The organism is Paraburkholderia polaris (genome assembly GCF_012927345.1).
Lineage (GTDB): Bacteria > Pseudomonadota > Gammaproteobacteria > Burkholderiales > Burkholderiaceae > Paraburkholderia > Paraburkholderia polaris.
Window position 1 is genome coordinate 1 of sequence record NZ_JABBGJ010000058.1, and the last position, 14,614, is coordinate 14,614.

At 56.6% G+C, this 14,614-nt stretch carries 12 protein-coding genes and 4 pseudogenes; 10 read left to right on the forward strand and 6 right to left on the reverse strand.

Translation table 11 applies throughout. The features are described from left to right. Together HHL24_RS38035 and HHL24_RS38040 are read right to left on the reverse strand one after the other, a co-directional pair. Positions 1-241 (reverse strand): annotated as a pseudogene (locus HHL24_RS38035) (IS6 family transposase); the annotation flags it as partial. 67 nt (positions 242-308) lie between these two features. Continuing rightward, positions 309-715 (reverse strand): annotated as a pseudogene (locus HHL24_RS38040) (IS6 family transposase); the annotation flags it as partial. Positions 716-1,107: 392 nt separating this feature from the next. Here HHL24_RS38040 and speB point away from each other — a divergent pair. The 8 genes from speB (at position 1,108) to HHL24_RS38080 (ending at position 9,250) form a co-directional block, all read left to right on the forward strand. Continuing rightward, entirely contained in the window at positions 1,108-1,956 is an 849-nt protein-coding gene (gene speB / locus HHL24_RS38045; RefSeq protein WP_169490459.1) for an agmatinase, read from the forward strand. 188 nt (positions 1,957-2,144) lie between these two features. After that, on the forward strand, positions 2,145-2,585 hold the full coding sequence (locus tag HHL24_RS38050; protein ID WP_206003198.1) for a helix-turn-helix domain-containing protein: 441 nt from the start codon (positions 2,145-2,147) through the stop codon (positions 2,583-2,585). A gap of 72 nt (positions 2,586-2,657) precedes the next feature. Then, complete coding sequence (locus tag HHL24_RS38055; protein ID WP_329606807.1) at positions 2,658-3,902, forward strand: aspartate aminotransferase family protein; 1,245 nt, start codon at positions 2,658-2,660, stop codon at positions 3,900-3,902. 16 nt (positions 3,903-3,918) lie between these two features. Continuing rightward, a complete protein-coding gene (locus HHL24_RS38060; RefSeq protein ID WP_169490461.1) occupies positions 3,919-4,956 on the forward strand; it encodes an arginine N-succinyltransferase in 1,038 nt (345 codons plus the stop codon). Next, positions 4,953-6,065, forward strand: a complete 1,113-nt coding sequence (gene astA / locus HHL24_RS38065; RefSeq protein ID WP_169490462.1) for an arginine N-succinyltransferase — start codon at positions 4,953-4,955, stop codon at positions 6,063-6,065. Before HHL24_RS38060 ends, astA begins: the two co-directional genes overlap by 4 nt. Positions 6,066-6,204: 139 nt before the next feature. Then, entirely contained in the window at positions 6,205-6,984 is a 780-nt protein-coding gene (locus HHL24_RS38070; protein ID WP_169490463.1) for an ABC transporter substrate-binding protein, read from the forward strand. 480 nt (positions 6,985-7,464) lie between these two features. Beyond that, entirely contained in the window at positions 7,465-8,580 is a 1,116-nt protein-coding gene (locus HHL24_RS38075; protein WP_169490464.1) for a succinylglutamate desuccinylase/aspartoacylase family protein, read from the forward strand. Positions 8,581-8,794: 214 nt separating this feature from the next. Further along, positions 8,795-9,250, forward strand: coding sequence for an Lrp/AsnC family transcriptional regulator (locus HHL24_RS38080; RefSeq protein ID WP_169490465.1), 456 nt, complete (start codon positions 8,795-8,797; stop codon positions 9,248-9,250). Positions 9,251-9,438: 188 nt separating this feature from the next. Here the strand turns inward: HHL24_RS38080 and HHL24_RS38085 are convergent. Beyond that, a pseudogene (locus HHL24_RS38085) lies at positions 9,439-9,657 on the reverse strand (transposase domain-containing protein); the annotation flags it as partial. Between the two features lie 306 nt (positions 9,658-9,963). Between HHL24_RS38085 and HHL24_RS38090 the strand changes: the two are divergent. Both HHL24_RS38090 and HHL24_RS38095 read left to right on the forward strand, forming a co-directional pair. Beyond that, entirely contained in the window at positions 9,964-10,167 is a 204-nt protein-coding gene (locus tag HHL24_RS38090; protein ID WP_169490466.1) for a hypothetical protein, read from the forward strand. Further along, the gene (locus HHL24_RS38095; RefSeq protein WP_169490467.1) at positions 10,154-12,235 is read left to right on the forward strand and encodes a recombinase family protein; all 2,082 of its coding nucleotides are present in this window, start codon (positions 10,154-10,156) and stop codon (positions 12,233-12,235) included. Before HHL24_RS38090 ends, HHL24_RS38095 begins: the two co-directional genes overlap by 14 nt. Here HHL24_RS38095 and tnpC read toward each other — a convergent pair. The 3 genes and pseudogenes from tnpC to HHL24_RS38110 form a co-directional block, all read right to left on the reverse strand. Next, positions 12,233-13,573: pseudogene (gene tnpC / locus HHL24_RS38100) on the reverse strand (IS66 family transposase); the annotation flags it as partial. The gene HHL24_RS38095 and the pseudogene tnpC sit on opposite strands and share 3 nt — an antisense overlap. A 62-nt stretch (positions 13,574-13,635) precedes the next feature. Further along, positions 13,636-14,001, reverse strand: a complete 366-nt coding sequence (tnpB, locus tag HHL24_RS38105; RefSeq protein WP_169490468.1) for an IS66 family insertion sequence element accessory protein TnpB — start codon at positions 13,999-14,001, stop codon at positions 13,636-13,638. Continuing rightward, on the reverse strand, positions 13,968-14,315 hold the full coding sequence (locus tag HHL24_RS38110; RefSeq protein ID WP_054043694.1) for a transposase: 348 nt from the start codon (positions 14,313-14,315) through the stop codon (positions 13,968-13,970). The genes tnpB and HHL24_RS38110 overlap by 34 nt, the downstream gene beginning before the upstream one ends. Between the last annotated feature and the right edge of the window lie 299 nt (positions 14,316-14,614).

Here is a 14,614-nt window from a genome sequence, read left to right on the forward strand (position 1 = left end):
GCCATGACCGCCCTGACGGTACGGCAAAACGATTCCAGCGCTTCACGAACTCCGGTGTGAAACGCTTCACCCAACGCATGATCGTGGTGTGCGCCAGCGACAGTCCCCGCTCGGCCATCATTTCGACCAGATCGCGCAGGCTGAGCTTGTAGCGAAGGTACCAGCGCACGCAGAGAACAATGATCTCCCGATCAAAATGCCGTCCATCGAACAACCCCTCCAGACCTTTCCGCTTGCTCATCACCGGTCACCAGTTCGTCAGGCTGACAACTTTAACCGATTCCCCGTGCCTATTTGCACCAGAACCTCTCGGGCACGCCGTTCTGGGCTATCGATTTCTCAAAGTAACCCCGGGCTGCAGTATTGTCCCGATGGGCGCGTAGCAGAAAGTCAGTGGTGTTGCCGTCCTTGTCGACGGCCCGGTAAAGATACCGCCATTCGCCCTTGACGCAATGTATGTCTCGTCCATCCGCCAGCTCCTACCAACCGGCCGCTTGCAGCGGCGAAACGCTTTCTCCAATACCGGCAGCAGCTTGATGGCCCAGCAGTGCACAGTCGAATGATCGACCGAAACGCCACGCTCAGCCATCATTTCTTCGAGGTGCCGCAGGCTCAGCGTATAGGCAACGTACCAGCGTACGCAAGTCAGGCTCACGTCGAGCGGATAATGCAGGCGTTTGATCACCTGGGCCACCGCCGGATTCATCGTCTTCATCGGGCTTTCGGTCGTTCATGTCGTTCCACACATGATAGCGGACCGCCTTACTGCAACATAACCACCAAGGGTATACCCACCCTTTTTGCACATGCCCTCCGCTTGCATCGTCGATACGTCTGGTTGAGTCGTCGAAGTGCAAGAAAAACGCCTCAATATGAAATATTTTTCGTCTTTTTTCGGTGCGTCGAGCCGCTTAGACTTTCTTCCAGTCGCGTATGAGTCATGTCGTGTGCAACCCTTATTTCCACGGCAATGCATTGATTCAACCGCTCGACAAGCGATTTACTTCTCAGACAACGGCTTGCATATAACGGCCCACCGGCCCTAAGCACTGGGAAAAACCTTTGCCTATGTAGATAGCTATCCGAAATGAAAAAGGGATTGTCACAATGAACGTCGGCCAATACGGAAATCTGTCCAAATCGGTAACCCTGCTTGGAATCCCTCTGGATTTCAACTCATCCTTCCTCCGCGGCGCCGCTTTCGCTCCGGACGTAATCCGATCGGCAATGTCGAGTGACTCGAGCAACTGGTGGAGCGAACAAGGGATCAATCTAAAAGCTGACGGAACGTTCGTGGACGTGGGAAATTTGCACGTGTCGCCGAACGACGCCGACATGCTCAAGAAATGCGAAGCCAGGGTGGCTGATTGCCTTTCGTCCGGCCACCCCTTGATCACCTTGGGAGGCGACCACTCAATCTCCTATCCGGTATTGCGCGCGTTCCGAGAAATCTACCACGAACTCACGGTCGTACACTTCGACGCCCACCCGGATCTATATGACGAATTGCTCGGCAACCGGTGGTCGCATGCATCGCCATTCGCAAGGGTCATGGAAGAGAAACTTGCGACGCGGCTGGTCCAAGTCGGTATCCGGACGATGACTGGACATCAAAATGCGCAAGCAGAAAAATTTGGTGTCGAGGTGATCAGCATGCGCAATCTAAACCGCTTTGCCGATCTACGTTTCTCGGGGCCAGTCTACGTTTCAATCGATCTGGACGCTCTTGATCCCGCATACGCACCGGGCGTTTCTCACTATGAGCCAGGTGGGATGTCTGTTCGGGAGCTGGTCAACTGTCTGCATGCAATTGACGCGCCACTGGTTGGCGCAGACGTAGTGGAGTTAAACCCCCACCGCGACACTCACAGCCAAACCGCAATGGTCGCCGCAAAGCTGGTAAAGGAACTTGCCGCGTGCATGCTTGGCGGACGTGGCCGCGACGATTGGCCGTAGAAGACGGTACGCACCCACCGGGAAAATGGTGATTCGGGCAGGCGCCGCGCTCTGTTCGTCAAACGGTGACGGCTGCCGAACTCCTCGTCTGCATCAAGCGGTCGCGGAACGACTGTCAAAAGTTCGCCGTGCTATTGGCCATCATGTCCAGTTGGAAAGATGGGAATCAAAAAATTCGAAAGACTAATATGAATACCGGAGACAGGCCTTTAAATTCGCCGTTCTTTATAGATCCGCAAACCTTATCAATAGAAATCCAGAAAACGATTTCGACAATGATGAACAATCTCGAAACACCGCTCACGACAGACGATTTAGCACGCTCTGTGGGCATGTCGCGAAAACAGCTTGAACTTTTGTTCAAACACCATTTTTACGTTGTTCCGTCGCGTTTCTACACGCGGCTTCGCCTTGATCATGCAAAGACATTGTTGCGTTTGACCGGGAAATCGGTGGTACAGATCGGGCTATCTTGTGGGTTTGCCTCGGGGCCGCAATTCTCTGCCACATATCGCATCCACTTTGGCATCGGTCCTCGCGAAGAGCGCTTTCTCCATGAGCAGACCAAGGAGATTAAAAAACGCTCCTCTCGCGAGATTTCCGACCCGGTCCTCACCGCCCTCGCGTAATCACTTGTCGAAAAATATTGCCTTTGGTGCCCGGCTCGCTCCCGAAAAAACACGTTTAATTAAGGAAACTGAATCTTGTCTACAAAAGTAAATCGCGACACCTTTGACGAAGTGATGGTTCCAAATTACTCGCCGGCATCGTACATTCCAGTCGCCGGTAAGGGATCACGAATCTGGGATCAGGCTGGTAATGAATATGTCGATTTCGCCAGCGGCATTGCCGTCACCAGCCTGGGGCATAGTCACCCGGAATTGATAGATGTGCTGCATGGCCAAGTGGATCGCCTTTGGCATTTAAGCAATACATTTACGAACGAACCATCACTGCGGCTCGCGCAGCGACTGACCAACGATACGTTTGCCGAGCGAGTATTCTTTTGCAACTCGGGCGCGGAAGCAAACGAAGCAGCGTTAAAGCTTGCTCGTCGCTATGGATTTGACAAATTTGGAGTGGAAAAGAGCGAAATCGTTTCCTGCTCCCAATCATTCCATGGCCGCACTTTTTTTACAGTCTCGGTCGGCGGACAACCGAAGTACAGCGAAGGTTTTGGCCCATTGCCCGCCGATGTCTCGCATATCCCATTTAACGATCTGCATGCTGCCGAGAAGGCCATCGGTAAAAGAACTTGCGCGGTAATAGTCGAGCCAGTACAGGGTGAAGGCGGAGTGATACCAGCCACTCCGGAATTCCTTTGTAAGCTCCGCGAGTTATGCGACAAGCACCACGCATTGCTGATTTTTGACGAAGTGCAGATCGGCGTTGGCCGGTCGGGTTCGCTGTTCGCATACATGGAGTATGGCGTCATTCCGGACATCCTGACCTCGGCGAAGGCACTCGGCAACGGAATGCCGATCGGCGCCATGCTGACCACCGAGCGGGTCGCCAAATCGTTCAGCGTGGGAACGCACGGTTCGACTTATGGCGGAAATCCCTTGGCTTCAGCGGTCGCCGACAAGGTGATCGAGCTCGTTAACCGTCCTGAACTGCTGCAAGGCGTTAAGCGACGCCACCAACTGCTGACACAAGGTTTATCCGTTATCAATGAAAGGTTTGGCGTTTTCCGGGAGATTCGCGGCAAAGGATTGCTGATCGGGGCGGAACTCGCAGGCGATTACCGCGGCAAAGCTAAGGAGTTTGTCACCGCTAGCGGCTCTCATGGTTTGGTGCTGCTGATGGCTGGACCAAACGTGGTGCGGTTTGTGCCCTCGTTGATTATTCCCGAAGCAGATCTGATGGAAGGGCTAAAGCGCTTCGAGGCGGTTGCGGCAGAGATCGTGGCCAAAGCCAACCACCAAAAAACTGCGCAAGCGATTTGATCACTGGAAGGTTCGCATGTTTTTCGTTCGTCCCGCCAACGCGTCCGATTTCGACAACATCGAACGTATGGTTCGTTCCGATGGGCCGCCCCTGCACTCACTGCCGCCCGACCCAGAACGCCTCGCCAAGTGGCTGCAAGACTCCAGCAGATCAATCTCTGCTAACGTCAGCTCACCTGGCGACGAATGCTACTGCTTCGTTCTGGAAGACGCGACAACGGGAAAATTGCATGGCGTGGCAAGTATTGCCGCGACAGCGCGCCACCGAGCTCCGTTCTATGCTTTCCGTGAAGAAGCCCTCGTTCATGCCTCTCGTGAACTCAACGTCAATCATCGCGTGTCCGCATTGACGATTTCGCATGACCTTACGCAGCACTCTCGTCTTACTGGCTGTTACTTCGGCGAAATGGTACGTGAACAGCCAGCGGTCGCACAGCTCCTGTCCAGCGCACGTCTTATGTTCGCAGCGCTCTATCGGGAACGCTTTGCCGAAGAAGTATTCACGATGCTTCCAGGGTTGGTCGACGAGAACGGACGCATGCCGTTCTGGGACGGCGTCGGCTACAAGTTCTTCGGATGCGACGTCGGCCAGCTGGAGGTCAAGTCTTCCGGGCGGGGTCGTACGTTCATCCCCGAAATGCTGCCCGTAGATCCATTGTACGTGGGGCTCCTGTCCGATGAGGCCCAGCGGGCAATAGGTCAAATCCATTCTAGTGCTGAGGCTGCATATCGGTGTCACCTGGATGAGGGATTGCTTAACTCAAACTTCATTGACATTTTTGACGCCGGCCCGGTCTTGACGGCTCCCTTCAAAAGGTGCCATTCAGTACGCGAGGGCTTGATGCGTAAAGCGGTACGCGGATCTGTTGGAGCGGCGGAACAGGAGTATCTGCTTAGCAATACGAGTGCTCAAGGCTTTCGGTGTACAGCGATCCGTCTGCCTGCGGATCTGCCTCCGGAAGTTGCACTTCCCGGCCCGGTAGCCGATCTACTCGGGGTTGATGAAGGCGATAGCGTGCGTTTTGTTCCAGTGCCGAACGGGAGGAAAGCATGATCGTAGTACGACTGGGTCGTCCCGCGGACGTTGACGCACTTCTGGCTTTGGCGGAAAAGGCCGGACCGGGCATGACCACGCTGAAGCCTGATCGAATCGCGCAGGTAGCTCGACTCGAACGGGTTCAGCGCACGATAGAACACACAGTAGCGCTTTGCGAGCAAGGTTATCTGTTCGTGATGGAAGATACCGCGAGTCAGCGGGTAGTGGGGGTCTCCGGTCTTGAAGTGGCAGTAGGTATGAAGCAGCCCTTTTATACCTACCGTATCGACACAAATGTGCATGGGAGCCTAGCTTTAGGAACATGGAGGATGAGCGAAAAGCTCAGTGTGTCACACGATTTAACCGGCGCCACTGAACTCTGCACCCTGTTCCTGGATCCGGACTTTCGGGGCAATGGAAACGGCGCTCTGCTGTCCAAATCACGGCTCATGTTCGTTGCTGAGTTTCGCGAGCGCTTCGGCGAGCACATCTGCGCGGAGATGCGCGGTCATTTCGACGAAAACGGAGCGTCGCCTTTCTGGGACGCACTCGGTGCTCACTTCTACGGAATCGGATTTCACGAAGCAGACGCCTTGATTGCGCTCGGGAAAAAGACGTTCCTCGCCGAACTCATGCCGCGTTATCCAGTATACGTCGACTTCCTTCCGAAAACGGCGCGTGATTGCATAGGAAGGACGCACGTTGATACCACACCGGCTCGCCGTCTGCTGGAAAGCGAGGGATTTCGCCTCGACAAGCACATTGATATTTTCGAAGGGGGGCCCGTACTCCAGGCACGCATTGACACACTTCGGGTGATGCGGGATAGCCGCAGATACAACGTCGAAACGAGCCGTAGTTCGACCCGTCGTGCGACAGCACAACAACGCTTCCTCGTTTCGACAGGCTCTATAGAAGATTTTCGAGTGGCATGCCTTTCGACTGAAACAGAAGACGACGTTCTCCCATTGACGCGTGAGCAGGCCGCCGCCCTACATGTCGCTCCGGGTGCGCTTGTACGAGCAATGAAACTTTATCCAAACGAAACAGCTTCAAGTATGACGACAGCGTTGACGTCGTGGCCCTCTGATGACGTCGATCGAGGATGTCCCGTGACACATCCGTGAAGTCTACGAGAGCGATACCCGCGTTGCCATCCAATCAATTCGATACTTGAGTGTACGCGGTACTTTGTCATCCGAAGTCCACACGGCGCAGATAACGCGCCCATTTATAGTTCATCATGAAAAAAGGGAATACCTAAATATGAAATTCTTTCTCTACACGGTGTCCGTCATTCTGGCTGCGTCGTCGATGAGTGCATGTGCTGGGGACTGGTCGACCATTCGGTTTGGCATCGACGCAAGCTATCCTCCCTTCGAATCCAAACGTCCCGACGGCACGCTTGTCGGCTTTGACGTCGATATTGGAAACGAGATCTGCGCACATCTCAAAGCCAAATGTGTTTGGGTTGAGAACGATTTCGACGGTATGATCCCCGCGTTGAAGGGCCGGAAGTTTGACGGCGTGCTCTCGTCGATGACAAAGACTCCGAAGCGGGAAGCCGAAATTTCGTTCTCGTCCAAGATCTTCAACACTCCCACCCAGATGGTCGCGAGAAAGGGCGTGACATTACTGCCCAATGCTGATTCGCTGATTAACAAATCGATTGGCGTTGAGCAAGGAACGATTCAGGAAACTTATGCCAAGACTTATTTGGCACCCAAGGGCGTAAGAGTGGTTTCGTATCAAAGCCAGGATCAGGTCTATGCGGACCTAATTTCCGGTCGTCTTGACGCAACCTTGCAGGATGCGGTGCAGGCAAAGATCGGCTTCCTCAAGACGCCTCGAGGTGCCGGCTTTCAGTTCGTTGGTGCCCCACTGGTGGATGCAGCAATCTTCGGGCAAGGGGCGGCGGTCGGTCTACGCAAGGAGGACGTCGATTTGAAAGCAAAGATTGACCAAGCGATTGCCGAAATGCTCAAGGACGGAAGTTACAAAAAAATCGCTATCAAGTATTTCGACTTCGATATCTACGGCGGCTGAGAATGACCTTTGGGTACGACGGGTTTCATTTTCATTCGACCGGCTGGTGCCTGCGTCCGCTGGTCCGTAGTATGGTCCTCCATAGCTGGGGAGGACGAAATCGGCAGGCTCGGCCGAACCAGGCGGTTTGCAGTTTTGTCGTGGAGTCAGACGAACTGATAGTCGAGCAGCACCCGATGGGCTATCAACTGTGACGACATTCAGTGGATAGACTCGATGTAGCTAACAAGCTTCCGAGCGACGTGAGGTACAGAGACATAAGCGTCTTAAATGTCGCGCCCGGAAGGATATTAGAGCAGCGAAAATGCTCGCCACCCCGTTGGCATGATGGGTGGCGAGCATTCGCAGACGCGGTACTTTAATTAGTCGGCCATTCACAACGCCAGAGCGCTCGCGGCGCGCCTGGATGCCGGCCGAAGACAGCGCGCAAAACCTATCAGGTGCATCATTACTGCTCCTTTCACGATTGGTGAGATCTATATGAAGAAGCAACAGCATCCATTGGTCTCCCCTACCACCGGTACTACTCGCTCTGTAACGAGCTTTCACTATGGGACGCGTGGCAGACTGAAGGCGTACGTACATGCGTCACTTCACGCCGATGAACTGCCCGGCATGCTCGTCTCCACCGTTCTGCAGCGCAAGCTTTCTCAACTCGAAGAAAATGGAAGGCTTAACGGCGAAATCGTGATAGTACCGGTAGCCAATCCGATCGGACTTAATCAAGTAGTTTTTGGGCAACGCGTCGGTCGCTTTGAAGTAAATAGTGGACAAAACTTTAATCGTAATTTTTACGATTTCTCGACTGCGCTATCCCCCGAACTTGAGCGCTCGCTGAGCGACAACGTTGAGCTAAACCATTGCGTGATACACAGGGCAATGCATTCGGCGCTCAACGCACAGAGTGCATCCACTGAGCTTAGTTCACTACGGCTTGTGCTGCAGCGTCTGTCCTACGACGCAGATGTGGTGCTCGACCTACATTGCGATCGGGATGCCGTAGTTCATCTCTATACTAGTCCAGATCTGTGGTCCGACGTTGAACCACTCGCGCGGTACATCGGAGCTAAAGCTTCGCTTCTCGCCGTGGATTCTGGAGGACAGCCATTCGATGAGGTATATGTCGCCTTCTGGAGGAAGCTGCACGAACAATATGGAGGCCGTTTTCCCATTCCAGTCGGGCCGCTCGCTGCAACGATCGAACTGCGCGGTCAGCGTGATGTGTCGTATGATTTGGCGGAGCAGGACGCCCAAGCTATCATAGACTTTTTGATGTTTAAAAAACTCATTGATGGTGAGCCGTCCGTCATGCCTGCGCTCGAGTACCCGCCGACACCGCTGGCGGGGGCAGCGCCGATCCTTGCTCCTGCGACAGGTCTGCTGGTATTCCGCGTCCCGGTCGGTTCGTGGGTAAACGCCTACGACCAAGTCGCGGATATTATTGACCCGCTTTCTGATCTGATCGTCACAGTGAAGGCAACTGTTGCAGGAGTTCTGTATGCGCGTGAGACGGCGATTTTCGCCATATCCGGAATGGAGGTAGCCCGAATTGCGAGTGCCGAGTCGTTTCGCACTGGCCCGCTATTGCTGGCTTAATTTCCGCCGTCATCAGGCTAGATCTCACATAAGTCGTACATGCTTAGATTGATCAGTCGTTCGCTTGCGGCAGAGCCTGAATACCGCGCCCGACGCAGAGAAAAAATTTAAATCCGGGTTGCTGTAAGGAACTAGCCGTAGCTTTGCATTGCTTGCGCCCCTAAGTGCGGAGCATAATCTAAACAATTTGATATTCCACAGGACCGGCAGCTAAATGACGCACCCTCTGCGCGACCAGCTCGATGATATTGACAGAAGGCTCGTAGGACTGCTTCAAGAAAACGCTCGTGAAACAGTTGCCAATCTTGCGCGAAAACTCGGCATTGCTCGCACAACAGTTGTCTCTCGCATCACCCGTCTCGAGAAAAAAAAATTCATTGTTGGTTACAGCGTGCGGCTCGGTCAAAGTGTACTCGACGCCAGTATTCACGCGTACGTCGGTATGGCAATCGAACCGAAATATGTCCGCGAAGTTGAAAGACGCCTTGCGAAGCTTATAGAGATTCGACTACTGTGCGCGGTTAGCGGGGAGTTCGATACTGTCGCGTGGATTCGCACTGACTCGCCAGATCGACTTAATGAACTCCTGGAAGATATCGGAGCGATGGAAGGTGTGACGCGCACAACGACCTCAGTTATCCTGGCGCGCAAAGTTGACCGCGGTGATTGACAGTTCGCTGGTGCGTGCGTGTTTTCGGCAAGCTAATCGTCCTTCGCACGTGAGTTCGACCGCACAATCCATCGCAAACATTTGCTCGTAGAGCCGCACAGGGACGGCCTTAAGGACACCGGCCGGAGCGCAGGATTGACGCAGGACAGTAAGCGGCCGGTCATCCCATCTTGACGGCAACGTGCGGTTCAGGCCTGCAGAGACGGCTGCCAGCGATGCGGCAGGAGTTCTTCGAGGCGGCTTGCGGGCTGCGTCGGCAGTCGCGTAAGCACGTCCTTGAGATACGCGTACGGATCATGGCCGTTGAGTTTCGCCGACTGGATCAAACTCATGGCCGCAGCGGCGCGTCGGCCAGCACGCAGGGAACCCGCGAACAACCAGTTGTTGCGACCGATGGCAAGTTCGCGATCATTCTGCCCATATCGGGCAGGAAGTTGAAGTCCATTACCGTTGGCATCCCTTGCATGGGCGTCGCGTCAAGGTACGAGACGTCGAGGAACGAAGCGGTGGTCGCGTGGTGCACGTCGAGGCCAGCCCAGGCGTAGTGAGGGTCGTGTCGGCATGGATGCTGGATCGAGTCATGTGTTCTGGCATGGCGTTGGGCGAGCCGCGCGTCACAGTTGCGGTGCTGAGCGAACTCGACCGGCTGCTGGTTGACTGGAGCTTGCGTGCACACTCGCCGGACGGTTCCACTACCGTCCGGGAGAAACGCAATGGACAAGCTGCCAAGGGGCGTATTCCTACGCCCACAACCGCCTGCACTAACGCTGTCTCAGATGAGTCTGAGGTTCGACACCGCCGAGCTTCAGGGAATGAGCGCGGCGCAGCGCGCAAGGGCAATCACACACCTTGCGAACCTGCTGCTCCAGGCCGCAGGCGTCGCCATCGGCAAGGAGTCTGACGATGACGAACGTTGATCGTCTGCCGGCGCCCCTTCTCAAGCGCAAGGCAGTAGTTTATGTCCGGCAGTCGACGCAGGCCCAGGTGCAGATGAACCTCGAGAGCAAGCGTCGCCAGTACGGGCTCGTGGACGAAGCAAAGCGTCGCGGATTTCGCGACATCGAGGTCATCGACGACGATCTGGGCCGATCGGCGAGCGGAGCGGTGGCGCGACCCGGCTTTGAGCGCCTCGTGGCATTGCTTTGTGCCGGTGAAGTCGGGGCTGTCCTTTGCCTGGATGCATCACGTCTTGCCCGTAACGGGCGCGACTGGCACCATCTGCTCGAACTTTGCGGTCTCGTCGAGGCGAGGGTCATCGACCTTGATGGCGTGTATGATCCCTGCCGGCCGAACGACCGGCTATTGCTAGGTATGAAGGGCAGCATCAGCGAGTTCGAGCTCAACATACTTCGAACGCGTATGCTCGATGCCGCACGTGCCAAGGCTCAGCGCGGTGAATTGCGCATCAGCGTGCCGATTGGCTACCTCTGGCATCGTGACATCGGACTGGGTCTCGATCCAAACCAGCGACTGCAGGAAGTGATACGCCTGATCTTTACTCGATTTCGTGAACGGGGTAGTGCGCGACAGACCTTCCTGTCGTTGCGATCCGAGCAGGTCCACTTCCCACGCCCGACTGATCGCACGAGCCTGACGCACTTCGACTGGACGCTGATACGTTACCGTAACGTGATCTCGGTGCTCAGGAATCCGTTCTATGCCGGGGCCTATGCTTATGGTAAGAGCGGGAAGCAGACAACCATCGTCGATGGCCGTGCACACAAGAGCTACAAGCACCCCAAGCCGTTGGAGGAGTGGGAGGTTCTGCTCAAGGAGCACCACGAAGGCTACGTCGACTGGGCAGAATTCGAGCGCAACCAGAAGCTGCTCGCTGCCAACGCCTACGGCAAAGCCGGCGACGTAAAATCGGGGCGTGGTGGGCGAGCCTTGCTGGCAGGTCTGCTCGGTTGCGCCCGCTGCGGACGCCGCTTGTCGGTGGCCTATACTGGACGCACACCGCGACCGGTCTACCGATGCTATCGCTTTGACCTGCCACCGAAGTGCATGAGCTTCGGTGGCTCGCGCATAGACGCCGCGATTGCGAGAGAACTGATGCGTGTCGTGGAGCCAATGGCGATTGAGGCGGCCTTGCAGGCCGAGCAAATGCATATGGACAGCCTGAATGAGCAGCGGCGGATCATCGAGCTCGACCTGCAGCAGGCTCAATACGAAGCCACACTGGCAGAACGACGCTACGCCGCCTGCGACCCTGATAACCGTTTGATTGCCGCACAGTTAGAGAAGAACTGGGAAGCGGCGTTGCGTCGCGTACAGGCCTGCCAGGCACGTCTGGAGACTGCGCGCACACCAGCGCCAGCCAGCCCTGCTCCTGACTTCACCCAGCTTGCCGAGGACCTCAACGGCGCCTGGAATGCTCCGGGTGTCACCATGCGCATGCGCCAGCAACTGGCTCGGGCGCTGATCGTCGATATCGTTGCGGACGTGGATGAGACGACGCGTGAAGTTATTCTCACGATTCACTGGCAAGGAGGCCAGCATTCACAGTTGCGCATCCGCAAGCCCAAGACAGGCGAACACGGATGCAGCACGTCTGACGAAGCGCTCGTAGTCATCCGCAGCATGGTTACCCGATGGTCTGATCAGGACATCGCCGCATCGCTAAACAGGATGGGCATACGGACGGGCCAAGGCAAGACCTGGACTGCGCATCGGGTTAGATCCGTACGGCATGTGCGAGACATTCACGCCTATAAGTCGGCTGAGAAGGAAGGTGACTGGTTGACGATGTCCGAGGCAGCGGAAGTGCTTGGCGTCACCAATCATGTCATCCGCCGCCTGATCAAGGACCGGATCCTGCCCGCTGAGCAAGTGATGGCCGACGCTCCATGGCAAATCCGTGCAAGCGACTTGCATACCGAGGCGGTGGGCGTTGCGCTGACCACCCGGAAGCTCCGCCCGTGTCGCGGCGCCATCGAAGGGCAACTCTCAATGTTTATCGAGGATTCAGCAGGAGGTGCACAATGAACGCCCCGTCGCGATTGGACGTATCTGATTCTCACACCAGTTGTTGTCAATCGGCACCTGCGGATCGTCGAGGTAACGCGTCAACGCCACCCATCGGCGTAAACTGTAGTCCAGAGCTTTGGCGATGGCTGAGCCTTCACTCACCCGCACGCGTTGCTGTGTCATCCACGCATGCAGTGCCTCAGCAACGGGACGCGCTTGCTGTTGCCGGATATCCAGGCGTTCGTCCGGAGCGAGCTGCTGTACTTCCCGTTCGATCTCGTAGAGCTGACCGATGTACTGAAGCGCATCCTGTGCAATCTCGCTCTTGCTGGCCGCATGCAGATCGTAGAACTTGCGCCGCGCGTGCGCCATGCAACCGAGTTCGGTCACGCCCTGTGCAAACAGTGCTTTATAGCCGGTGAAGTCATCGCAGACGAGTTGCCCTCGCCAGTCTCCCAGGAAGTCCCTCGCGTGTTCACCCGCCCGACTGTCAGCGAAGTCGTAGACGACTGCCTTCAGATCCTCGAAGGCCCCGGGGCAATACGTCCATAGATAAGCTCTTTGTGTCTTGCCCCTACCGGGACTGAGCATCGCGACAGGCGTCTCATCGGCGTGCATCACCCGATGCCGCAGCATCTGTTCCTTGAGTGCGTCGACCACCGGCTGCAACTGCACTCCGCACATGCCGACCCACTGCGCCAGTGTCGAGCGGGGGATGGCGAACCCGGCGCGCCCGAAGATGCCTTCCTGCCGATACAACGGCAGGTGGTCCCCGTATTTGGCGACCAGCACCTGTGCCAGCAACCCGGCAGTGGGGATGCCCTTGTCGATCACCTGAGCCGGAACCGGTGCCTGAATCAGGGTCTCGCACCTGGCGCACACCCACTTGCCGCGCACATGACGCTCAACGGTAAACACGCCCGGTGTGTAGTCCAGCTTCTCGCTGACGTCCTCGCCGATGCGCCTGAGCTGGCAGCCGCAACCGCAGGTTGTCGACTCCGGTTCGTGACGAACTTCGATACGCGGCAGGTTTGCCGGCAGCGGCATACGGCGGGGTTTGTTCGGGATCGCGTCGGCCTTCGACTGGGCGCCCAGTTGTTCGATCTCGTGCTCAATGGCGACCAGATCGGCATCGATGGCTTCATCCAGCAGGCTCTGCTGCTCTGCGCCAAGCTTCTCGCTTCGTGCGGCGAATTTCCACCGCTTGAGCACCGCCATCTCATGGGTGAGTTGAGCGATGCGGGCATCCTTGAAACGCAGCTCGCTGTCCCGGGCACGCACTTCCGACATCAACTCCATAGCCAGAGCCCGCAGCTGCGCGGCGTCCATGTCCTGGAGTTGGGTCGTATTGATCATGCCGGTTATTGTGCCAGCGACCCGCCAGCGCCTGAATTGGCACGAGCACCGATTGTCCGTCGCTAGATCACACGGATCACGCCGTCCTCGCCGATACGTTGCCAGGGCAGCCCCAGCACGAGGGCGGCGAGTTGTTCCTGCGTCATTGACTGCTTGGTGCCCAGTCCGGGCTGCGGCCACACGAAGCGGCCCCTGTTCAGGCGCCTCGCCGCGAGCCAGATACCGACTCCGTCATGGACCAGCACCTTCATGCGGGTGGCGCGGCGATTGGCGAACAGGTAGGCGTGGTGAGGATGCGCGGCACCAAAGACCTGCACGACCCGGGCGAGTGCAGTGTCGGTGCCTGCACGCATGTCCAGCGGATCGATCGCCAGCCACACCGCATCGATACGGATCACTTGAGCCAGGTGCGCAACCACGTCGCGCACTCGCTGGCCGCCTGCACCGGCCAGCTCACCGTGATGACACTGCCGCCACGCCGTACTTCAACGCGGATATCGCCCGGCGTCGACTGGGGCAACGACAGCGGCATGAAGCCGCCGGCAAGTTCTATACGTGCGGGAACGACCTCTGCCTCGTTCGCAGCGCACTCGGCCTGGCGCAGCCAGCGGTGAACGAGGTTTGCGTTGATGCCGTGTTCCAATGCCACGGCCGCGATTGATGCACCGGGTTGGCGGCAGGCGTCGACTACCGCCGCCTTCAGTTCTGCCCCATGTGTACGACGAATTCTCTTTGCTTCCATAGTGTCCACCTGGCTATCCTGGTGGACACTATCCTCACGTGCTATACCGCTTCGTTCAAGATGGGTTCGCCGTGCGCTTACGCAGGACATAGCGTCCATGACGAATCGCGCCTTGTCTGTCTATCTTGACGAGCAGGCGCACCCCACTTTGTTCAAGTTAGAGCATTCGACGCTATTAACATTTACGACACCGCTCGATTTCTAGATCACGTGTCGGTCCTCACACAACATATGCGGTCCGTGTTGAAGGTGACATGGGCGAGCGAACTGCATACGTCACGCTGAATTGTTTCTCTCAG

Bases quoted from the DNA above. Each gene is read 5' to 3' on its own strand.
- HHL24_RS38090 (WP_169490466.1), top strand. From the start codon at position 9,964: ATGGACAAGCTGCCAAGGGGCGTATTCCTACGCCCACAACCGCCTGCA.
- HHL24_RS38080 (WP_169490465.1), top strand. From the start codon at position 8,795: ATGACGCACCCTCTGCGCGACCAGCTCGATGATATTGACAGAAGGCTC.
- speB (WP_169490459.1), top strand. From the start codon at position 1,108: ATGAACGTCGGCCAATACGGAAATCTGTCCAAATCGGTAACCCTGCTT.
- HHL24_RS38075 (WP_169490464.1), top strand. From the start codon at position 7,465: ATGAAGAAGCAACAGCATCCATTGGTCTCCCCTACCACCGGTACTACT.
- HHL24_RS38060 (WP_169490461.1), top strand. From the start codon at position 3,919: ATGTTTTTCGTTCGTCCCGCCAACGCGTCCGATTTCGACAACATCGAA.
- HHL24_RS38110 (WP_054043694.1), bottom strand. From the start codon at position 14,315: ATGGAAGCAAAGAGAATTCGTCGTACACATGGGGCAGAACTGAAGGCG.
- HHL24_RS38050 (WP_206003198.1), top strand. From the start codon at position 2,145: ATGAATACCGGAGACAGGCCTTTAAATTCGCCGTTCTTTATAGATCCG.
- HHL24_RS38095 (WP_169490467.1), top strand. From the start codon at position 10,154: ATGACGAACGTTGATCGTCTGCCGGCGCCCCTTCTCAAGCGCAAGGCA.
- astA (WP_169490462.1), top strand. From the start codon at position 4,953: ATGATCGTAGTACGACTGGGTCGTCCCGCGGACGTTGACGCACTTCTG.
- HHL24_RS38070 (WP_169490463.1), top strand. From the start codon at position 6,205: ATGAAATTCTTTCTCTACACGGTGTCCGTCATTCTGGCTGCGTCGTCG.